Here is an 18,918-nt window from a genome sequence, read left to right on the forward strand (position 1 = left end):
AAAAAGGCGCGCCGCCGGCACCCTAGCGACAGCGGCAGAGAGCTCCAAGCCCGCAGCGTGGCTTACTGTTAGCCGCTGGTAAACGCCGCCGTCCGGGCGCCGGTCAGCCGCTCCAGATCGGCGGGGGCGATCGGGAACACGTGATGCGGCGTGCCGGCGGCGGCCCAGACCAGATTGAATTCGGTCAGCCGGGGATCGAGAAAGGCGCGGATCGGGTTCAGATGCCCGACCGGAGAGACGCCGCCGATGGCGAAGCCGGTCTGCGACCGCACCAGCGCGGCATCGGCCTTGCCCAGGGGTTCGCCGGCGATCTCGGCGGCTTTCTGCGGATCGACCTGATTGCCGCCGGCGGTCAGGAACAGGATCGCGGCCCCGCTGTCCTCGCCGCGGAAGATGATGGACTTGGCGATCTGGTCGACCTCGCAGCCGACCGCCGTGGCGGCATCGGCGGCGGTTCGGGCCAGGTCGGTTTCGCGGATCTGCGGGTCAAGCCCGGCGGCCTCCAGGGCGGCGCGGACGCGTTTCATGCTCTTGCTCATGGGCCGAGCTTTGCCGGGACGGCGGCGCGAGCGCAAGGGGGCGATGATCGCCGTTTCCTGCATTGACGCCGGCGCCCGGCCTGCGCAACCTGCGGCCATGACGACGCCTTTGACGATTGCGCGCCTGCCGCGCCCCTTCGACCCCGCGCTGGGGGAGGAAACCCGTGCCGCCCTGCCGCAGCTGAGCGCGGATCATGGCCAGCTGATTGCCGGTGTGGGCGGTACCAGCCCCTATCTCAAGGGCTTGATCCTGCAGGAAACCTCCTGGCTGGCCCCGGCGCTGGACGATCCCGACGCCGCCGTTGCCGGCGTGTTCGAAGCCTGCCGCGCTCTGGCGCCGGACCAGCTGAAACCGGGGCTGCGCCAGGCCAAGCGGCGGATTGCCCTGATCACCGCGCTGGCCGATATCTGCGGCGCCTGGCCGCTGGAGAAGGTGACCGGGATTCTGTCGGATTTCGCCGGCGAGGCCTGCGATCTGGCGCTGAAGTCGGAGATCGCCACGCTGGTCCGCCGCGGCAAGCTGCCGGGCCAGTCGGCCGGGGATGTGGCCGAGGCCGCCGGCCTTTGCGTGTTGGCGATGGGCAAGATGGGGGCGCATGAGCTGAACTACAGCTCCGACATCGACCTGATCTGCCTCTTCGACGAGACCCGCTATGATGCCGACAGCTATCAGGAGGCGCGCGCCGGCCTGATCCGCGCCACCCGCAACATGGCGTCGCTTTTGTCGGAGAAGACGGCGGACGGCTATGTGTTCCGCACCGATCTGCGGCTCAGGCCGGATCCGGCGGTGACGCCGGTCTGCATCTCGATGGCGGCGGCGGAGACCTACTACGAAAGCCTGGGCCGCACCTGGGAACGCGCCGCCTATATCAAGGCGCGGCCCTGTGCCGGCGATATCGAGGCCGGCTGGCGGTTTCTGCAGACGCTGCGCCCCTTCGTCTGGCGCCGGCATCTGGATTTCGCGGCGATTCAGGATGCCCATGACATCCGGTTGCGCATCCGCGAGAACAAGGGCACCGGCGGGCCGATCACCGTGCCGGGGCACGATATGAAACTGGGCCGCGGCGGTATCCGCGAGATCGAGTTTTTCACCCAGACCCGGCAGCTGATCGCCGGCGGCCGCGACCCGGACCTGCGGCTGCGCGGCACCGTCGAGGGGCTGGCGGCGCTTGCGGCCAAGGGCTGGGTTCCGGAGGAGGCGGCCAGCCGGCTGACCGATCACTACCGCGCCCATCGCGAGGTGGAGCACCGCATCCAGATGATCCACGACGCCCAGACCCACCGGGTGCCGGGGACCGAGGACGGGATCGAGCGGATCGCCTGCCTGATGGGCACCTCCAGCGCCGAGCTGACCCGGGAGCTGACCCGGCGACTGACCGAAGTGCATGAGCTGACCGAAGATTTCTTCGCCCCCGATGCGGCGCCGCCACCGCCGGCTCCGGAGGCGGTGGGCCTCGACGCCTCGATCCTGGCGCGCTGGCCCAGCTATCCGGCGCTGCGGTCGCAGCGGGCGCAGCGCATCTTCGAGCGGCTGAAGCCGGAGTTGCTGACCCGGCTGGCCCGGACCGAGAAGCCGGACGAGGCGCTGCTGGCGCTTGATGGCTTTCTCTCCGGCCTGCCGGCGGGGGTGCAGCTGTTTTCCCTGTTCGAGGCCAATCCGCAGCTGATCGATCTGCTGGTCGATATTGCCGGCACTTCGCATGCGCTGGCGCAATATCTGTCGCGCAATGCCGGCGTCTTCGATGCGGTGATCGGCGGCGACTTCTTCGCCCCCTGGCCGGGGGAGGCGGCGCTGCGGAGCGAGATCGCGGCGCGGCTGGCAGCCGAGCCGGATTACGAGACCCAGCTGGATATGGCGCGGCGCTGGATGAAGGAATGGCATTTCCGCATCGGCGTGCACCTGCTGCGCGGGCTGATCCCGGCCGATATCGCCGGGCGGCACTATGCCGAACTCGCCGGGGCGGTGATCGCGGCGGTGGCGCCCCTGGTCCGGGCGCAGTTCGAGGCCAAGCACGGCGCGCCGCCGGGGCGCGGCGCCGTGGTTCTGGGGATGGGATCGCTCGGCGCCCAGCGGCTGAACGCGGGCTCCGACCTCGATCTGATCGTGGTCTACGACCCCGGCACTGCGGAGAGCTCTGACGGGCCGCGGCCGTTGGCGGTGCGCCCCTATTACGCCCGGCTGACCCAGGCGCTGGTCACCGCGCTGACCGCGCCGATGGCGGAGGGGCGGCTTTACGAGGTCGACATGCGGTTGCGCCCCTCGGGCAGCCAGGGGCCGGTCGCCACCAGCTGGGCGAGCTTCACTCATTATCAGCGGCATGAGGCCTGGACCTGGGAACACCTGGCATTGACCCGGGCGCGGGTGGTGGTGGGCGAGGACAGCCTGGCCGCGGATATCGAGGCGTTCCGCCGCGAGATCGTGACCGCGCCACAGGACCGTGGCAAGGTGCTGCAGGATGTCGCCGAAATGCGCGACCGGCTGGCGGCGGCGAAGACGCCGCGCGGGCTCTGGGACGCCAAGACTGGGGCGGGGCGGATGCTGGACATCGAACTGGCGGCGCAGACCGGCGCGCTGCTGAGCGGGACAGTGGCGCGCGACGTGGCCGCCGGGCTGCAGGGCGGTGTCGGTGCCGGCTGGCTCAGCGCGGCGGAGGCAGAGACGCTGAGCGCCGCCTATGAGCTCTATTGGGCGGTGCATACCGCGGCGCGGTTGATTTCGGCCACCGGGCTCAGCGACGAGGCGCTGAGCGAGGGGGCGGCGGGGGTTCTTTGCCGGACCTCCGGGATGCCGGATATCGCGGCGCTGCGGGCGCGGATGAGCGAAAGCTATGCCACCGCGGCGGCGCTGATCGACGAGGCTCTGACACGACGGGAGGTGGCATGAAGGGTGAGCATGAGAGCGACCGCAAGGGGCTGATCCGCGAAGCCTATCGGATCGAGGGGATCACCGCCGCGGAATGCCGCAGCATCTTTCTCGACTGGGCTCTGGCGCTGCCGGAGGAACTGGACCAGGCGGTGGCGCTGCAGGCGTTGCTGGAGCTCTACGGCACTGGCGCGCCCGAGCATCCGATGACCGCGGTGCTACGGCAGGGGCTGGCTTCGGCGGGACAACCGCGGCGGCGCGGCGGCTGGCGGGGTCGGCGGGAGGGCTGAGCGCGGCGGGGGCGCTGCTTCCAAGGCCTGCGGCCTTTCCCCCGGGATACTTCCGGCCAGAATAAGACCGCCCCGGCGCGCCGGATCCCGGCAGTGGCGCCGGTGACGCGCGGGCTCTTCCCAGCCGTCGCGATTGCGCCTATGAGGGCGGCATGATGACAGATGATCTTCCCCGCGTCCGACTGATGCCCAAGGCCAATGCCCGGGCGATCCGCCATGGATTTCCCTGGATCTATGCCAACGAGCTGGTGACCGACCGGCGCACCCGGGCGCTGGCGCCGGGCAGCCTGGCGGTGCTGGAGGACAGCGGCCGGGTCGAGATGGGGCTGGTGGCGGTCAATCCGGCCTCGCGCATCATCTGCCGGATGCTGGACCGCAATCCGGCGGCGGCGGTGGATCAGAGCTGGTTCGCGGCGCGGATCTCCCGGGCGCTGGCGCTGCGTGCCCGGCTCTACGATCAGCCGTTCTACCGGCTGGTCCATGCCGAGGCCGACGGGCTGCCGGGGGTGGTGATCGATCGGTTTGGCGACGCGGCGGTGATCCAGCCCAATGCCGCCTGGGCGGAGGCGCTGGTCGAGGAACTGGCGGCGGCGCTGGTCGAGGTCACCGGGGTGCGCACGGTGCTGAAGAACGCCTCTGGCCGGACCCGGGCGCTGGAGGGGCTGGACGATGCCAGCGCGGTGCTGGTCGGCACCGCGCCCGATGGGCCGGTGCCGGTGCCGATGAACGGGGCCACCTACATGGCCGATCTGACCGGTGGGCAGAAGACCGGTCTGTTCTACGATCAGCGGCCGAACCATGCATTTGCGGCGCGTCTGGTGACGCCCGGGGCACGGGTGCTGGATGTGTTTTCCCATGTCGGCGGCTTTGCCCTGGCGATGCTGGCGGCCGGTGCCGGCCGGGCGCTGTCGGTCGATGGCTCTGTCCCGGCGCTGGCTCTGGCGGAGGCCGGGGCGGCGGCAGCCGGCACGGCAGAGCGGTTCCAGACCCGGCAGGGCGATGCCTTCGAGGTGATGACGGCGCTGGCCGCCGAGGGCGCCGAATTCGATGTGGTGATCTGCGATCCGCCGGCCTTCGCCCCGAACAAGCAGGCGCTGGAAGCCGGCCTGCGCGCCTATGAGCGGGTGGCGCGGCTGGCGGCGGCGCTGGTGGCGCCAGGCGGTTATCTGGGCCTGTGTTCCTGTTCGCATGCCGCCGATCTGTCGAAGTTCCGCGGCGCCTCCGCCCGTGGTATCGGCAAGGCCGGGCGGCAGGCACAGCTGTTGCACAGCGGCTTTGCCGGCCCCGATCATCCGCAATTGCCGCAGCTGGCGGAGACCGCCTATCTCAAGGCGCTGTTCTTCCGGCTGTGAGGATCGTGCTCGATACCTGCGTGCTCTACCCCACGGTGATGCGCGAGATGCTGCTGGGCGCCGCCCGGCTGGGGCATTTCACCCCGCTATGGTCGGCGCGTATCCTTGAGGAATGGGCGCGCGCGGCGATCAAGCTGGGGCCGGCGGGCGAGGCGCAGGCGCGGGGAGAGATCGCGCTGCTGCGGGCCCACTGGCCGGCAGCGGAGCTGCCCGCCGCCCCGGGGATGGAGGCGCGGCTGTGGCTGCCCGATCCGGCCGATCTGCATGTGCTGGCGGTTGCGGTGGCGGGGTCCGCCGATGCGATCCTGACGGTGAACCGGCAGGATTTCCCCAAGAACATCCTGGCGGAAGAGGGGCTGGACCGGCTGGAGCCAGACGGCTTTCTCCACGATCTGTGGCGCCGCGATCCGCAGGGGCTGGCAGGGGTCGGTGCCCGGGTGCTGGCGCAGGCCAATGCGATGGCGCCGGGCGGCTGGGATATCCGCGGTCTGATGAAAAAGGCCCGGCTGCCGCGCCTGGGCAAGGCGCTGGCGGGCTAGCCGGGCCGACAGGCGCTCCGCCTCAGACGGTTTCCGCCGCCAGGCTCTGCATCACCTCCGCGGCGATCTCGAACGAGCGGATGCGCGCGTCGGGATCGTGGATCTGGCCGGAGATCATCACCTCGTCCGGCCGGTAGGTCTCGATCAGCCGCGCGGTCTGGGCCCGCACCGCCTCGGCGTCGCCAGTGGCGCTGACCGAAAGGGCGTGATCGACCCGCGCGATCCAGCCGGCGGGGGCCACGTCCTCGATCCGCTCCACCGGGCGCGGCAGCTTGCTGGGCTGGCCGGAGCGCAGGCGGATGAAGGCCTGTTGCATCGACGTTTTCAGCCGCACCGCCTCGGCCGTGGTCTCGGCGGCGAAGATGTTCATCGCCATCATGAAATGCGGCTTCTCCAGCTCCTCGGAGGGTTTGAAGCCGCGCCGGTAGACCTCGGCCGCCTGGCCCAGCATGTCGGGGGCGAAATGCGAGGCGAAGGCGTAGGGCAGCCCCAGATGCGCCGCGAGCTGCGCGCCGTAGAGCGAGGAGCCGAGGATCCAGACCGGCACCTTGGTGCCCTCGCCGGGGATCGCATGCAGTTTCTGCCCCGGTTCGGGATCGCCGAGATAGGCCATCAGCTCCAGCACATCCTGCGGGAAGGTGTCCTGGGCCGCCATGTTGCGCCGGAGCGCGCGGGCGGTTTCCATATCGGTGCCGGGCGCGCGCCCGAGGCCGAGATCGATCCGCGGGCCATGGATGGTGGCAAGGGTGCCGAACTGTTCGGCGATCACCAGCGGCGAATGGTTGGGCAGCATCACGCCGCCCGATCCCACCCGCAGGCGGCTGGTCTGGGCGGCGATATGGCCGATCATCACCGCCGTGGCGGAGGAGGCGATGCCCGGCATGTTGTGATGTTCCGCCAGCCAGTAGCGGTGATAGCCGAACCGCTCCGCCGCGCGGGCCAGGGCCACCGAATTGCGGATCGACTGGGCGGCGTCGGCTCCCTCCGGAATCGGGGCGAGGTCGAGCAGGGAATAGCGCATGATGTGTCCTTCGGTCTGTCTTGTCTCAGCGGGCGGTCTGCCAGCGGGTCTCCAGCCGTTCCAGCGCGGCGATGCGCTCGGCGGTTTTCGGATGGCTCATCAGCCAGGCGGGGGCGACGCCGGCGCGCGAGCGCGTCAGCGCATCGAGCTTGGCAAAGAGCGATTTCTGCGGGGCGATGCCGATCCCGGCCTTGGTCAGCAGCGCGGCAGCATATTCGTCGGCCTCATATTCGTCGCCGCGCGACAGCCGCGCCGCCAGCAGCCCGGTCAGCAGATTGGCGATCCAAACCCCGGCAAAGGGGATGATCCGGCCCAGCACCATGATCAGCGCCGTTCTCAGCGCGTTCTGGCCGGAGAAATCCAGCATCCGGCGGCGCGCATGCCCCAGCGCCACATGGCCCAGCTCATGGGCGATGACGCTGGCCATCTCCTCGCCGGAAACCTCGCCATTGCGGTATTTGCGGTAAAATCCCCGGGTGATGAAGATGCGCCCGTCGGCCGCGGCCAGCCCGTTCACCGGGTCGATCTCGTAGATATAGACCGGGATCCGCGCCAGCCCGAGCGCCGCGGCCAGCCGGTCGGTGATCGCCTTCAGCCCGGGATCGGCCAGCTCCGTCGACTTGGCGTCGAGCTCGCGATGGGTGCGCCAGACCGACAGGCGGTACATCACCAGCGCATAGAGGATGGCCAGCAGGATGGGGGTGAAACGGATCATGAGGGGAATATGGGGCGCGGGTGCGGCGGCGGCAAGCGCGCAGGGACCCGACGTGCCGTCCCGGTCTCAGGCAGGGTGCTCCCCGGGCCTGCGGCTGGCCGACCCCGTGGTGTGGTCCGGGCGTTGAGAGGTCTTTTTCTGGCCCCGAATATCCCCGCCAGAGGCAGGGCGCGGAGCGCCCTTTCCATCGCGCGATCCGGTCAGCGGGTCAGTTCTTTCATGCCCTTTTCCAGCCCGGCGAGTGTCATCGGCACCATGCGGTTGTCGAAGACCTCGCGGATCATCTGGATCGAATGGGTGTATTCCCAGTATTTCTCCGGCACCGGGTTGATCCAGAGGTTGTCTTTCCACTGCTCGCGGGCGCGGGCCAGCCAGACCTGGCCGGCCTCTGCATTCCAATGCTCGTTGGCGCCGCCGGGATAGGCGATCTCGTAGGGCGACATCGAGGCATCGCCGACGAAGATGCACTTATAGTCCGGGCCATAGGTCCGCAGCACCTCCCAGGTGGGGGTCTGCTGATCCCAGCGGCGGCGGTTGTCACGCCAGACCCCTTCATAGAGGCAATTGTGGAAGTAGTAATATTCCAGATGCTTGAATTCGGTTCGCGCGGCCGAGAACAGCTCTTCCACCACCTTGATATGCGGGTCCATCGAACCGCCGACATCGAGAAACAGCAGCACCTTGACGGCGTTGTGCCGTTCGGGCCGGGTCTTCACATCCAGGTAGCCGTGTTCGGCGGTCGCCCGGATGGTGCCGTCGAGGTCGAGCTCTTCATGCGCGCCCTCGCGGGCCCAGCGGCGCAGCCGTTTCAGCGCCACCTTGATGTTGCGGGTGCCGAGCTCGACCGTATCGTCGAGGTTCTTGAACTCGCGCTTGTCCCAGACCTTCACCGCGCGCTGGTGGCGGCTCTTGTCCTGGCCGATGCGCACGCCTTCGGGGTTGTAGCCATAGGCGCCGAACGGCGAGGTGCCGGCGGTGCCGATCCACTTGTTGCCGCCCTGGTGCCGGCCCTGCTGCTCCTTCAGACGCTCCTTCAGCGTCTCCATCAGCTTGTCGAACCCGCCCAGGGCCTCGATCTCGGCCTTTTCCTCTTCGCTCAGGTGCTTTTCCGCCATCCGGGTCAGCCAGTCGGCGGGCAGGTCGACGGCCTCCAGCACCTGATCGAAGCTGATCTGTTCCAGCCCCTGGAAGGTGGCGGCAAAGGCGCGGTCGAATTTGTCCAGGTGGCGTTCGTCCTTCACCATCGACACCCGGGCGAGGTAATAGAACGCCTCGACATCATAGGTGGCCAGCCCCTGTTTCATGCCTTCGAGAAAGGTCAGATACTCGCGGAGCGAGACAGGGATGCCGGCGGTTCGAAGGTTTTCGAAGAAGGGAAGAAACATCGGACCTCAGAGCGCTGCACGGTGGATGATGATGGTGGCGAGAACCCCGACAATAGCAAAAGCGATGGCATAGCCAGCCGCATATTGGGCGATATCGGCCGCTGTGCCGCCACGTTTCCGGGCTGTCAGCCCGCCGAGAAGGGCGCCAACCAGCGCCGACAGGATCACGATCATGGGTCTATCCACGCTCTCTGTTCTGGGGATTGAGCGCGGCGATCTCGCGCATTTTGGCCCGCACGGCCCAATCCGAGCCGAAGCCGTAGCGGGCCCAGCCGAGACTGTCGAGCCGTACGGATTCGGCCTGCTTGGACTGGCCCTGCATGTCCAGCGCCTCGGCCTTCAGCATCATCAGCGTCGCCAGCAGGGCGGCGTTTTCCGACCGCTGGGCGATGTCCAGCATCGGTTCAATTTGGCTCAGCGCCGGGTCGGGGTGGCCGGTGGCGATGGCATAGGCCGCGGTCTGGGTCACGACCTGGGCGGCATGCAGCCGGGTCTCCGGTCTGCGGTTGAGGATATCCAGCGCGGCCCGGAACTGGGTCTGGGCGGCGTCGGGATCGGTCAGCTGCAGCAGCCGCCCCTGCATGTAGTAGTTGAAGGCCAGCCGGTGATCGCTCCAGCCCAGGCTCTGGGCGATGCGGGTGGCGGTGGCGGCGGCGCCGCGGCGCGCCGGGGTCGGGACATTCGGCCCCAGCGAGGTCTGAACCGCGTCGATCCAGTTGCGCGGCGTGGCGCTGACCGGGGTCTGCGGGATGCTGTCGCCGCCCGGATTCATCCGCGACAGGATCGCCGGCAACCGGCTGGCAACCTCGGCCCGGGTCATGCCGCTGCGCAGCTCGGGCGCATAGGTGGCGCGCAGGATCAGCATATCGAAACCGGTCAGGACGGTATGCACGTTATCGTCGTTGAAGACGGAATCCGGCAGCCGGTACAGATCGTTGAGCGGCCCCAGCGCCTGCGCCAGCTCTTCGTGCAGGCAATCGCGCAGCTCCTGCGGTGTGCTGTCATAGGGCACGAAAATGCCCATCCGGCTGCGATCGTGCAGCGCCGACCAGCTGGTCTTGGGCTTGCGGCGGTCGCGGCGGAATTCATCGAAGCTGGAGACGTTGGGGACGACGAAACAGGCCGCCTGCGGCAGCGCCCGGCGGATTTCGGCGCGACTGACCGGCTCGATGGTGATATTGGCGGCGCCGCGGCGCACCTGATGGATGTCGATGCCCGCCTCGCGCCGTAACCGGCTGAGCAGGCGGCGCAGATCGGGGCTGAGCGAGGCTGGCGCATTGCCCACCACCCGGATGGTGATCGGGGTTTCGAAGCGGGTCATGAATTCCAGCCGTCGGCCGCTCTCCAGCTCGAAATGCAGGTCGAGGAAATCGGCGGCGATATTGGCGTTGGACCGGCTCGGGGCGCTGGGATGCGGGGTCGAAAACGCCTTCATCGGCGGCAGGGTGCTGTCGGCGATCTGGGCGCGGCTGGGCAGGTCCGCCATCGGAACGGTGGCGCAGCCGGTCAGCGCCAGCGCCACAGTCAGGAGCGCGGCACGGATCATCTGCTCCGGGCTCCGGCAATGGCCGGCCGGGGCAGGGCGGCGGGAAAAAGGGGCGGAACAGACATGCGCTAAGCTCACCAATCCGGTCGAAATCACTTTTCCTGCCCGTGGGGCCGCCGACGATTGGATCACCGGAGGGCACGGGGCGAGGCACCTTTACAAGGTCACGTTAGGCCCGAATGGGCGCTGCCGCAATGGCGCGCTGCTGCCGGGCTGCCCCCGGGCGTCCGGTGCAGGTTGCAGGTGCGGGCGCGCCCTAGTTCGGGCCGGGAGCAGCTCAGCGCTGCTGCTTGCGGGCCATGAAGGCGAGGCGTTCGAACAGATGCACGTCCTGTTCGTTCTTCAGCAGCGCGCCATGCAGCTTCGGCAGCGCATTGACGCCGTCGCGCTTCAGATCCTCGGCATCCATATCCTCGGCCAGCAGCAGCTTCAGCCAGTCCAGCACCTCCGAGGTGGAGGGCTTCTTCTTCAGCCCGGCGGTTTCGCGCAGCTCGTAGAACTGGGTGAGCGCCGCGGTCAGCAGGCTGCCCTTGATGCCGGGGTGATGCACCTCGACGATCTTGCGCAGGATCGGCTCGTCGGGGAAGCGGATATAATGGAAGAAACAGCGGCGCAGGAAGGCGTCGGGCAGTTCCTTCTCGTTGTTCGAGGTGATGATGACGATCGGGCGCTGCTTGGCCTTGATGGTCTCGCCGGTCTCGTAGACGAAAAACTCCATCTTATCGAGTTCCTGCAGCAGGTCGTTGGGGAATTCGATATCCGCCTTGTCGATCTCGTCGATCAGCAGGACGACCTTTTCGTCGGCCTCGAAGGCCTGCCAGAGCTTGCCCTTCTTGATGTAGTTTTTGACGTCATAGACCCGCTCGTCGCCCAGCTGGCTGTCGCGCAGCCGGCTGACGGCGTCGTATTCGTAAAGACCCTGCTGGGCGCGGGTGGTGGATTTCACGTTCCACTCGATCATCTTCAGCCCGAGAGAGGCGGCGACCTGCTTGGCCAGCTCGGTCTTGCCGGTGCCCGGTTCGCCCTTGACCAGCAGCGGCCGTTCCAGCGTGACGGCGGCGTTCACCGCGACAGTCAGGTCGTCGGTGGCGACGTAATCCTTGGTGCTTTCGAAACGTGCGGTCATCTGGCTCTCCCTCCTGTGCCCAAGGATCGGGGATACTCAGGGCCGGGCACCATTGCAAGCGCCGCCGCCTGTGCCGTTGGGTTCCGCAGGGGCGGGCGCGGGGTTTCTGTGCAGGCATGGAGCCTTGCGCGGGCTGTGGGGCAGGCTGCCTGCTGCAGCTGCATTGCCGCGTCCGGGCGGCGGAGAGGGCGGCGGAGAGGGCGGTGGGGTTCGGCACGGAGTGGCGGGAAATGAGGGTGACGTAAGGGCATCTTTGGGGCGCTGGGAGTCGCCCCGCCGGGCCTCTCCGGGCGCGGATTTCGCAATTGTGTGGCCGGCGCAGAAGGGATTGTTTCGGAAATATCCGCCTAATCCCTAATATTGTAATCGAATTCCCTAATTACCCGATCTTGTTTTGATTTTCGCCGCAAACGGGTGGATCATGGGGCGCAGTCGCTCACGCCGGCAGGACCCGGCAGGCCGGGGCGGCGGCGATCCGCACGGGGGCTTTCGCGGCTGGCAGAGCGGCTGCCGCCATGCCGGGCGGTCCGGGGAAATCCTTGGTGAGATAGGACATTTGTGTAGTGACAACCCGGCGACCTTCGGCTAAACGCAGCCGCATGAGAGCACGGGTGAATGACGTGACACTTACAGACAGACTCGGGTCGGAAGGAGATGGTATGAAAGCCGAAGTTTTCCTGCCGGAGGATTACCGACCGGCCGAAGACGAACCGTTCATGAACGAACGTCAGCTGGAATGGTTTCGCCGCGAATTGCTGCGCCAGAAGGCTGAACTGCTGAACGAAAGCAAATCCACCATCGCCGGACTGCAGAGCGGAACGCGCAACATCCCCGATGTCGCCGACCGCGCCAGCGAAGAGACCGATCGCGCGCTGGAACTGCGTATCCGCGACCGTCAGCGCAAGCTGGTGGCCAAGATTGATTCTGCGCTGCGGCGGATCGACGAGGGTGAGTTCGGCTATTGCCACGAGACCGGTGAGCCGATTTCCCTGAAACGGCTGGTGGCGCGTCCGACCACGACGCTGAGCCTTGAGGCGCAGGAGCGCCACGAGCGCCGCGAAAAGGTTCATCGCGACGACTGATCGCGGCGGACAATCCGTTGCGGAACGGCAAACGCCGGGGCCCGCGCCCTGGCGTTTTTCATTGAGAGGCATGAGCTGCGGCAAGTCCGGCGACAGAGCGGACCCGCAGTGGGCGGAAAGGGACATATGGCACTGACGGGCCGTCATATCGTCGTGGCAGGGGCGGGGATCGCCGGGCTGGCCGCGGCGCTGGCGCTCAGGGCGCGCGGGGCCGAGGTGACGGTGCTGGAGCAGGCTGGCGAGATCGCCGAAGTCGGCGCCGGGCTGCAGATCAGCCCCAATGGCGTCGCCGTGCTGAAAGCGCTCGGCCTGGGGCCGGCGCTGGAGCGGTTCGGGCTGCGGTCGCACGCGGTGGTGCTGCGGGATTATCGCCGTGCCGGCGACCTGTTGCGGCTCGATCTGGATCGGCACGCACCGGATCAGGACTTCTACCTGTTGCATCGCGCCGATCTGATCGGTCTGCTGGCCACCGCGGCGCGCGGGGCCGGGGTGCATCTGCGGCTGCTGCAGCGGGTCGACCGGGTCGAACCGGGGCCGCAACCGGTGGTGCATCTGTGCAATGGCGCCCAGGCGCGGGCCGATCTGGTGGTCGGCGCTGACGGGCTGAAATCGCGGGCGCGCACGGCGCTCAATGGTGCCGACAAACCGTTTTTCACCGGTCAGGTGGCCTGGCGGGCCGTGGTGCCCAACGATCTGAACCTCCCGGCCGAGGCCAGCATCTACGTCGCCCCGGGGCGGCATCTGGTCTGCTACCCGCTGCGCGAGGGCGAGATCGTGAATATCGTCGCGGTGCAGGAGCGCCGCGCCTGGGCGGATGAGGGCTGGTCCCATACCGACGATCCGGCGCATCTGAGGGCAGCGTTCCACGAGTTTCAGGGGGTGCCGGCGGCACTGTTGCAGCGGGTCGATCAGGTCGGGCTCTGGGGGTTGTTCCGGCATCCGGTGGCGCCGAAATGGCAGGGCGGCAACGTCGCGCTGCTGGGCGATGCGGCGCATCCGACGCTGCCGTTTCTGGCCCAGGGCGCCAATCTGGCGCTGGAGGACGCCTGGGTGCTGGCCGATTGCCTCGATCGTGAGGCCGATCAGGTCGCGGCCCTCGGGCTGTATCAGGCGCGCCGGCGCGATCGGGCGGTGCGGGTGATCGCAGCCGCCAATGCCAACGCCTGGAAATACCATTTCCGGCTGTCGCCGTTCCGCGAACTGGGCCATCTGGCCCTGCGGCTAGGCGGATCGCTGGCCCCGGCCCAGGCAGTGCGGCAGTTCGACTGGATTTACACCCACGACGTGACGCAGGGCTGAGCCCGGCGCAGGGCCGGCGCGGCGGTGTCGGTCGGGTCAGAGGTCGAGCTCGACCCAGACCGGCACGTGATCCGAGGGTTTCTCGAAGCCGCGGATCTCCTTGTCGATCCCGCAATCGGTCATCAGGTCGGCCGCTTGCGGCGTCAGCAGGATGTGATCGATGCGGATGCCGTTGTTCCGCTGCCAGGCGCCGGCCTGATAGTCCCAGAAGGAATAGAGCCCGGCCTGCTGCGGATGGCGGCTGCGGATCGCCTCGGTGAAGCCGAGGTTGGTGATCCGCTGGAAGGCGGCGCGGCTTTCGGGGCGAAACAGCGCGTCCTCCACCCAGGCCTCGGGTTTGGCGGCATCGACCGGCTGCGGGATGATGTTGTAATCGCCCGCCATCATCGCCGGCTCCTCGCTGGCCAGGAGATCGGCGGCGCGGGCGCGCAGCCGGTCCATCCAGGCGAGCTTGTAATCGTATTTCGGCCCCGGCGCCGGGTTGCCGTTCGGCAGATAGAGACCGCAAAGCCGGATCGCCTGCCGCCCAACCACCGTCGCCTCAATCCAGCGGGCCTGTTCGTCGGTGTCATCGCCGGGCAGGCCGCGCCGGACGTCCTCCAGCGGCAGTTTCGAGAGGATCGCCACGCCGTTGAAGCTCTTCTGCCCGTGGGTCTCGACGTTATAGCCGCGCTCTTCGAACAGCTCGCGGGGGAAGGCCTCGTCGACGGATTTGATTTCCTGCAGCAGCGCCACATCCGGCTGGGCGGTGTCGAGCCAGTCGGTCAGCGCCTGGGCGCGGGCCTTGATCCCGTTGATGTTGAAGGTGGCGATTTTCATTCTGCTGCTCCTTCCGCGGTTCCACGCTCTATCGCCGATCGCGGCGGGCAGGGCAAGCGGCGGACGATTCGCCTGTCGGGTGGCATCGGATTTGGGTGAATCTCGTAATATTTGATCAAAAATAACGTAAAATCAGAGCTGTGGAAAAGAAATTTTATCCTGTGGATTAACTTTGTCTTTCAATTGAGGCGGAGAATATTGATGCACGTAATTGATGTGAACAACTGTGCCATGTCGCGGTATGGTGGTAAAAAATCCCTTTGTCGCAGGAGGTTCCGGTGCAAGCCTGATGTGGCTTTCAACAGTGCAATAAAGGGGGAACCGATATGACCGCACTGCGTAAACTGCACCTGAATGAGACTTCCGTGGAAACCGCCAGCCTGTTCGATGGCGCCGCCACCGGGCTGTTCCCGTCGGGCTCCGCGCCGGAGATGAGCGGCGAGATGCTGAGCGGCGAGGCGGTGTCGCTGTTTCCGTCGGGCTCCGCCCCCTGCGCCGGTGGCGACATGCTCGGCGGTGAGGCGGTGTCGCTGTTCCCGTCGGGCTCGGCGCCCGAGGCCGGTGCGACCATGATCGCCGGCGAAGGCACCCGGCTGTTCCCGTCGGGCAGCTGAGACAGACCACCGCAGGCGCCCCTTCCGGGGGGCGCCGCGCCACAGGCCCGGCGACGCCGGGGCCCCGAACAGGCGGGCGATCCCGCCAGGACAGAAAGGCGAACCGATGTCGAATGTGATCCAGCTCAGGGGTCCGGCCCGGTTTCAGGGCGCCGCGGCCGAGGCTGCCCTGCTCTCCGGCTTCGCCGGGGCGCGTCGCGGCGACGGGGACGTCTTCTGGCTGAAGGAGAATGCCGAGCTTCTCAACATTCTCGAAAGCACTGGCGCGCGGCCCGGCGCCGCGGCGCTGGAGCCGCTGGGGGCCTTCTATGCCACCGCCGAGGCGCGGCTGAGCTTCTTTCCGCAATACTACCGCTTCATCCTGTCGATCTGTCTCGACCTGGAGGCGCTGGGGATGGCCGGCGACAAGGCCGAGGGGCTCTGTGCCTGGGCCGCCGATCAGGGGCTGGCGGCGGCGGAATTGTCCGATCTGCAGCGGGCGGAGGCGCGGCGGCTGATGCAGCGGCGTGGGATCGATCCGCTGCCGGAGGATCGCGGGCTGGAGGACCGGCTGCGCGGCTTCATCGCCCGGACCGAGACCTTCGCCATGCCGAACCGCAAGGCCGCCTACGAGCTGACCCATATCGTCTTCTATCTCAGCGAATACGGTCGGCGCGATCCGGAACTGGCGTCGGCGGCGGTGGCCAGCCTGGACTATGCGGGGATCCTCGCGTTTCTGGATCAGGATGCCGATCTGCTGGCGGAAATCTGCATCGCGCTGCGCTTTGCCGGTGTGATCCCGTCGCCGATCTGGGAAGACTGGTTGGCGCGGGAACTGGCGGGGTTCGCCGTCGCGACGGTGCAGGAGGGGCCGGTGGCTGACGATTATCATTGCTACCTGATGTGCGGCTGGCTCGACCGGCTGCGTGGCGGCAGCGGTGTGCCGCAGCCGCTGCCGGGGGGGCGGATGGCCTTCTGGCGCGGGCCGCGGCAGGCCGGGGCGCCGCTGCGGCAGATGTCGGAATGCATGTTCCGCCTGGCGGGCGAGCGCAGCGGCGACTGGCCGGCGATGCGGCCGCATCTGCACGACGCGCTGAGCCGGCCGGCACAGGATATCCTGGCCGAGGCCGAGGCCAGCAGCCCACGCTTTGCGGAGTTCTTCCGCGGCTTCGCCCGGCCGGCTCTGATCACCGGGGTGGCATCATGAGCGCGGCGCGCCGGGCGGCGCTGGCCGGGGCCGGGCTGACGGCGCTCTATACCGGGCTGATCGCCGGCGCCGACGGCATCACCAAGCTTGTCGCGGGCGGCTATGCGGCGCCGCAGATGTTCGCGATCTCCGGTGCGCTGGTGATCGCGCTCAGTGTTCTGGCCGACCGGCACCCGTCGCAGGGCAAGGGGCTCAGGACCCGCCGGCCGGGGGCGATGGCGCTCAGATCGGCGGCGACGGTGGTGGCGGCGGTGGCCTTCTTTCAGGCCTTCCGGCTGCTGCCCTTCACCGATGTCTTCCTGTTCATCGCGCTGATGCCGATCCTGGCGGCGCTGATGTCCGGGCCGATCCTGGGCGAATATGTGCGGCCGGCGGCCTGGGTGGCGCTGGCGGCCGGGGTGGCGGGGGTGGTCTGCCTGTTTCCGGAGGGGCTGCATGGCGTCGGTTCCGGCCATCTCTGGGCCGGGCTGGCGGCGGTCAGCGGCACGTTCTCCATGCTGATGGCCCGGTTGATCGGGCGGACGGAGCAGAATGCGCTGGCCCAGGTCTTCTATCCCAACCTGGCGCTCTGTCTGACGATGAGTGCGGCACTGCCGTTCGTCTGGCGGCCGATGTCGCTGGCCGATCTGGGCTGGATCGCCGCCTATGCCGGGCTGCTCTTCGCCGCGCGCTGGGTGTCGGTGGTGGCGCTGCGACTGCTCGCGGCCTATGCGGTGACGCCGCTGATGAACCTGCAGTTCATCTGGATGGTGGCAATCGGCGCGCTGGCCTTCGGAGAGTTGCCGACGCTCAGCACCGTGCTGGGGGCGGTGATCGTGGTGGGCAGCGGGCTCTATCTGGTGTGGGACCAGATCGCGCCGCAGGAGCGGCTGTCGCCGGACCTGAGAACCGATCCGTAAAAGGCCGTAACGGGCCGTCGGGAAAAGAAAAACGCCCCAAGACAGGGGCGTTTCGGGGCCATCTGCGCCATTTTCGGCCGCCAATGCGCCCGCTTACATCGAAAACGACGTGCCGCAGCCGCAGGAGGAGGTGGCGTTCGGATTGTCGATGACGAAACGGGCGCCGATCAGCTCCTCGGTGAAATCGATGGTGGCATTGGCCAGAAACGGCAGCGACACGGAGTCGACGACCACCTTTTCGCCCTGGCCTTCGAGGATCAGATCGTCCTCGGCCGGGGCGTCCAGCGCGATATCGTACTGAAACCCGGAGCAGCCGCCGCCCTCGACCGCCACGCGCAGCGCCTTGCCCTGTTGGGCGGCACCGATCTCTGACAGGCGGGCAAAGGCACGCTCGGTCACTTTCGGGGGCAGGTTCATGGATCACTCCGGCGGTTTGAATTCCCTTTGCAGTCCAATATAGAGGGCTCAAGGACAGGGACAAGAACAAGGACCGCAGATGCGCGCCCCCTATGCCTCGGATCCCGGAAAAAGCCGCGGGCGGCTGGTTCGGGAAGAGGAAAGCAGTTTTCGCTCGCCGTTTCAGCGCGACCGGGACCGGATCATCCATGCCAGCGCCTTCCGCCGGCTGAAACATAAAACCCAGGTCTTCGTCGAACACGAAGGCGACAATTACCGCACCCGGCTGACCCATTCGATCGAGGTGGGGCAGGTGGCCCGCACCGTGGCCGGCGCCCTCGGCCTGAACCAGGAGCTGACCGAGGCGGTGGCGCTGGCCCACGATCTGGGGCACACCCCCTTCGGCCACACCGGAGAGGATGCGCTGCACGCGCTGATGGCGCCCTATGGCGGGTTCGATCATAACGCCCAGGCGATCCGCATCGTCACCAGCCTGGAACGCCATTACGCCGAATTCGACGGGCTGAACCTGACCTGGGAGACGCTGGAGGCGATCGCCAAGCATAACGGCCCGGTGACCGGAGAGCTGCCCTGGGCGCTGGCCGAATGCAACGCCGCCATCGATCTGGAGCTGCACACCCATGCCAGCGCCGAGGCGCAGGTGGCGGCGCTGGCCGACGATATCGCCTATAACAACCACGACCTGCACGACGGGCTGCGCGCCGGGTTGTTCACCGATGAAGAGATCACGGCGCTGCCGATCATCGGCGATGCCTATGCCGAGGTCGACGCCAGATACCCCGGTCTCGACTGGAACCGGCGTCGGCACGAGGCGCTGCGCCGGGTGTTCGGGGTGATGGTCTCCGATGTCATCGACACCTCTCGCGCGCGGCTGACAGAGAGCGGTGCCGGCTCGGTCGAGGAGATCCGCGCGCTCGGCCGGCCGGTGGTGCAATTCTCCCCAGAACTCTGGACCGATCTGAAGCAGATCCGCGACTTCCTGTTCCGCCGGATGTATCGCGCGCCCAGCGTGATGGTGATCCGCAAACAGGTCGCCGTGGTGGTGGAGGAGCTGTTCGATCTGTTTCTGCGCGACCCCGGGCTGTTGCCGGAGCGCTGGCTGCACGATCTGGCCCGGGCCGAAGGGGATGAGACCGCGGTGGCCCGGATCATCTCGGATTACATCGCCGGGATGACCGACCGGTTCGCGCTGCACGAACACGAACGGCTGATGAAACCCTGACAGA

At 67.8% G+C, this 18,918-nt stretch carries 19 protein-coding genes; 10 read left to right on the forward strand and 9 right to left on the reverse strand.

All coding sequences use genetic code 11. From position 1 onward, the window contains the following. Positions 1-68: 68 nt before the first annotated feature. Complete coding sequence (locus QO033_RS01455; RefSeq protein WP_284479137.1) at positions 69-539, reverse strand: YbaK/EbsC family protein; 471 nt, start codon at positions 537-539, stop codon at positions 69-71. Positions 540-636: 97 nt separating this feature from the next. On the opposite strand from QO033_RS01455, the gene QO033_RS01460 reads away from it, so the two are divergent. The 4 genes from QO033_RS01460 (at position 637) to QO033_RS01475 (ending at position 5,583) form a co-directional block, all read left to right on the forward strand. Further along, positions 637-3,423, forward strand: coding sequence for a [protein-PII] uridylyltransferase family protein (locus QO033_RS01460; RefSeq protein ID WP_284479138.1), 2,787 nt, complete (start codon positions 637-639; stop codon positions 3,421-3,423). Further along, the gene (locus QO033_RS01465; RefSeq protein ID WP_284479139.1) at positions 3,420-3,692 is read left to right on the forward strand and encodes a hypothetical protein; all 273 of its coding nucleotides are present in this window, start codon (positions 3,420-3,422) and stop codon (positions 3,690-3,692) included. The genes QO033_RS01460 and QO033_RS01465 overlap by 4 nt, the downstream gene beginning before the upstream one ends. A gap of 155 nt (positions 3,693-3,847) precedes the next feature. Next, on the forward strand, positions 3,848-5,044 hold the full coding sequence (locus QO033_RS01470; protein WP_284479140.1) for an RSP_2647 family RNA methyltransferase: 1,197 nt from the start codon (positions 3,848-3,850) through the stop codon (positions 5,042-5,044). After that, positions 5,041-5,583: an RSP_2648 family PIN domain-containing protein gene (locus QO033_RS01475; RefSeq protein ID WP_284479141.1), complete on the forward strand. Its 543-nt coding sequence runs from the start codon at positions 5,041-5,043 to the stop codon at positions 5,581-5,583. The genes QO033_RS01470 and QO033_RS01475 overlap by 4 nt, the downstream gene beginning before the upstream one ends. Before the next feature lie 22 nt (positions 5,584-5,605). Here the strand turns inward: QO033_RS01475 and QO033_RS01480 are convergent, their stop codons facing one another. The 6 genes from QO033_RS01480 to QO033_RS01505 all read right to left on the reverse strand — a co-directional run bounded on the left by QO033_RS01480 (position 5,606) and on the right by QO033_RS01505 (position 11,376). Next, on the reverse strand, positions 5,606-6,604 hold the full coding sequence (locus tag QO033_RS01480; protein ID WP_284479142.1) for an LLM class flavin-dependent oxidoreductase: 999 nt from the start codon (positions 6,602-6,604) through the stop codon (positions 5,606-5,608). A gap of 25 nt (positions 6,605-6,629) precedes the next feature. Then, positions 6,630-7,319 carry a M48 family metallopeptidase gene (locus QO033_RS01485; RefSeq protein ID WP_284479143.1) on the reverse strand — a complete coding sequence of 230 codons (690 nt, stop codon included), beginning with the start codon at positions 7,317-7,319 and terminating at the stop codon, positions 6,630-6,632. Positions 7,320-7,519: 200 nt separating this feature from the next. Then, complete coding sequence (locus tag QO033_RS01490) at positions 7,520-8,704, reverse strand: vWA domain-containing protein (protein WP_284479144.1); 1,185 nt, start codon at positions 8,702-8,704, stop codon at positions 7,520-7,522. Between the two features lie 6 nt (positions 8,705-8,710). Then, entirely contained in the window at positions 8,711-8,878 is a 168-nt protein-coding gene (locus QO033_RS01495) for an apolipoprotein acyltransferase (protein ID WP_284479145.1), read from the reverse strand. A gap of 4 nt (positions 8,879-8,882) precedes the next feature. Beyond that, a complete protein-coding gene (locus QO033_RS01500; protein ID WP_284479146.1) occupies positions 8,883-10,250 on the reverse strand; it encodes a DUF2927 domain-containing protein in 1,368 nt (455 codons plus the stop codon). A 277-nt stretch (positions 10,251-10,527) separates the two neighbouring features. After that, positions 10,528-11,376, reverse strand: coding sequence for an AAA family ATPase (locus tag QO033_RS01505; protein ID WP_284479147.1), 849 nt, complete (start codon positions 11,374-11,376; stop codon positions 10,528-10,530). Between the two features lie 659 nt (positions 11,377-12,035). Between QO033_RS01505 and dksA the strand changes: the two genes are divergently transcribed. Together dksA and QO033_RS01515 are read left to right on the forward strand one after the other, a co-directional pair. After that, positions 12,036-12,458, forward strand: a complete 423-nt coding sequence (gene dksA / locus QO033_RS01510) for an RNA polymerase-binding protein DksA (RefSeq protein ID WP_284479148.1) — start codon at positions 12,036-12,038, stop codon at positions 12,456-12,458. A gap of 126 nt (positions 12,459-12,584) precedes the next feature. Beyond that, the gene (locus QO033_RS01515) at positions 12,585-13,757 is read left to right on the forward strand and encodes an FAD-dependent monooxygenase (RefSeq protein ID WP_284479149.1); all 1,173 of its coding nucleotides are present in this window, start codon (positions 12,585-12,587) and stop codon (positions 13,755-13,757) included. A gap of 36 nt (positions 13,758-13,793) precedes the next feature. On the opposite strand, the gene xth is transcribed toward QO033_RS01515, so the two are convergent. Continuing rightward, positions 13,794-14,576 carry an exodeoxyribonuclease III gene (gene xth, locus QO033_RS01520; protein WP_284479150.1) on the reverse strand — a complete coding sequence of 261 codons (783 nt, stop codon included), beginning with the start codon at positions 14,574-14,576 and terminating at the stop codon, positions 13,794-13,796. 326 nt (positions 14,577-14,902) lie between these two features. Between xth and QO033_RS01525 the strand changes: the two genes are divergently transcribed. The 3 genes from QO033_RS01525 to QO033_RS01535 all read left to right on the forward strand — a co-directional run bounded on the left by QO033_RS01525 (position 14,903) and on the right by QO033_RS01535 (position 17,275). After that, positions 14,903-15,190, forward strand: a complete 288-nt coding sequence (locus QO033_RS01525; protein WP_284479151.1) for a DUF6749 domain-containing protein — start codon at positions 14,903-14,905, stop codon at positions 15,188-15,190. A 106-nt stretch (positions 15,191-15,296) separates the two neighbouring features. Next, positions 15,297-16,376: a DUF6902 family protein gene (locus QO033_RS01530; RefSeq protein WP_284479152.1), complete on the forward strand. Its 1,080-nt coding sequence runs from the start codon at positions 15,297-15,299 to the stop codon at positions 16,374-16,376. After that, positions 16,373-17,275 (forward strand): DMT family transporter, encoded by a 903-nt coding sequence (locus QO033_RS01535; RefSeq protein ID WP_284479153.1) that lies wholly within the window; start codon positions 16,373-16,375, stop codon positions 17,273-17,275. The genes QO033_RS01530 and QO033_RS01535 overlap by 4 nt, the downstream gene beginning before the upstream one ends. A 93-nt stretch (positions 17,276-17,368) precedes the next feature. On the opposite strand, the gene QO033_RS01540 is transcribed toward QO033_RS01535, so the two are convergent. Then, positions 17,369-17,692, reverse strand: a complete 324-nt coding sequence (locus QO033_RS01540; protein WP_284479154.1) for a HesB/IscA family protein — start codon at positions 17,690-17,692, stop codon at positions 17,369-17,371. Positions 17,693-17,771: 79 nt separating this feature from the next. Here QO033_RS01540 and QO033_RS01545 point away from each other — a divergent pair, with 79 nt between their 5' ends. After that, positions 17,772-18,914 (forward strand): deoxyguanosinetriphosphate triphosphohydrolase, encoded by a 1,143-nt coding sequence (locus tag QO033_RS01545; protein ID WP_284479155.1) that lies wholly within the window; start codon positions 17,772-17,774, stop codon positions 18,912-18,914. The last annotated feature ends 4 nt before the right edge of the window (positions 18,915-18,918 follow it).

This window comes from Pseudodonghicola flavimaris (assembly GCF_030164425.1).
Taxonomy (GTDB): Bacteria; Pseudomonadota; Alphaproteobacteria; order Rhodobacterales; family Rhodobacteraceae; genus Pseudodonghicola; species Pseudodonghicola flavimaris.

Coding starts and splice junctions, on each gene's coding strand:
- QO033_RS01455 (WP_284479137.1), bottom strand. CDS start 539: ATGAGCAAGAGCATGAAACGCGTCCGCGCCGCCCTGGAGGCCGCCGGG.
- QO033_RS01460 (WP_284479138.1), top strand. CDS start 637: ATGACGACGCCTTTGACGATTGCGCGCCTGCCGCGCCCCTTCGACCCC.
- QO033_RS01465 (WP_284479139.1), top strand. CDS start 3,420: ATGAAGGGTGAGCATGAGAGCGACCGCAAGGGGCTGATCCGCGAAGCC.
- QO033_RS01470 (WP_284479140.1), top strand. CDS start 3,848: ATGACAGATGATCTTCCCCGCGTCCGACTGATGCCCAAGGCCAATGCC.
- QO033_RS01480 (WP_284479142.1), bottom strand. CDS start 6,604: ATGCGCTATTCCCTGCTCGACCTCGCCCCGATTCCGGAGGGAGCCGAC.
- QO033_RS01485 (WP_284479143.1), bottom strand. CDS start 7,319: ATGATCCGTTTCACCCCCATCCTGCTGGCCATCCTCTATGCGCTGGTG.
- QO033_RS01490 (WP_284479144.1), bottom strand. CDS start 8,704: ATGTTTCTTCCCTTCTTCGAAAACCTTCGAACCGCCGGCATCCCTGTC.
- QO033_RS01495 (WP_284479145.1), bottom strand. CDS start 8,878: ATGATCGTGATCCTGTCGGCGCTGGTTGGCGCCCTTCTCGGCGGGCTG.
- QO033_RS01500 (WP_284479146.1), bottom strand. CDS start 10,250: ATGATCCGTGCCGCGCTCCTGACTGTGGCGCTGGCGCTGACCGGCTGC.
- QO033_RS01505 (WP_284479147.1), bottom strand. CDS start 11,376: ATGACCGCACGTTTCGAAAGCACCAAGGATTACGTCGCCACCGACGAC.
- dksA (WP_284479148.1), top strand. CDS start 12,036: ATGAAAGCCGAAGTTTTCCTGCCGGAGGATTACCGACCGGCCGAAGAC.
- QO033_RS01515 (WP_284479149.1), top strand. CDS start 12,585: ATGGCACTGACGGGCCGTCATATCGTCGTGGCAGGGGCGGGGATCGCC.
- xth (WP_284479150.1), bottom strand. CDS start 14,576: ATGAAAATCGCCACCTTCAACATCAACGGGATCAAGGCCCGCGCCCAG.
- QO033_RS01525 (WP_284479151.1), top strand. CDS start 14,903: ATGACCGCACTGCGTAAACTGCACCTGAATGAGACTTCCGTGGAAACC.
- QO033_RS01530 (WP_284479152.1), top strand. CDS start 15,297: ATGTCGAATGTGATCCAGCTCAGGGGTCCGGCCCGGTTTCAGGGCGCC.
- QO033_RS01535 (WP_284479153.1), top strand. CDS start 16,373: ATGAGCGCGGCGCGCCGGGCGGCGCTGGCCGGGGCCGGGCTGACGGCG.
- QO033_RS01540 (WP_284479154.1), bottom strand. CDS start 17,692: ATGAACCTGCCCCCGAAAGTGACCGAGCGTGCCTTTGCCCGCCTGTCA.
- QO033_RS01545 (WP_284479155.1), top strand. CDS start 17,772: ATGCGCGCCCCCTATGCCTCGGATCCCGGAAAAAGCCGCGGGCGGCTG.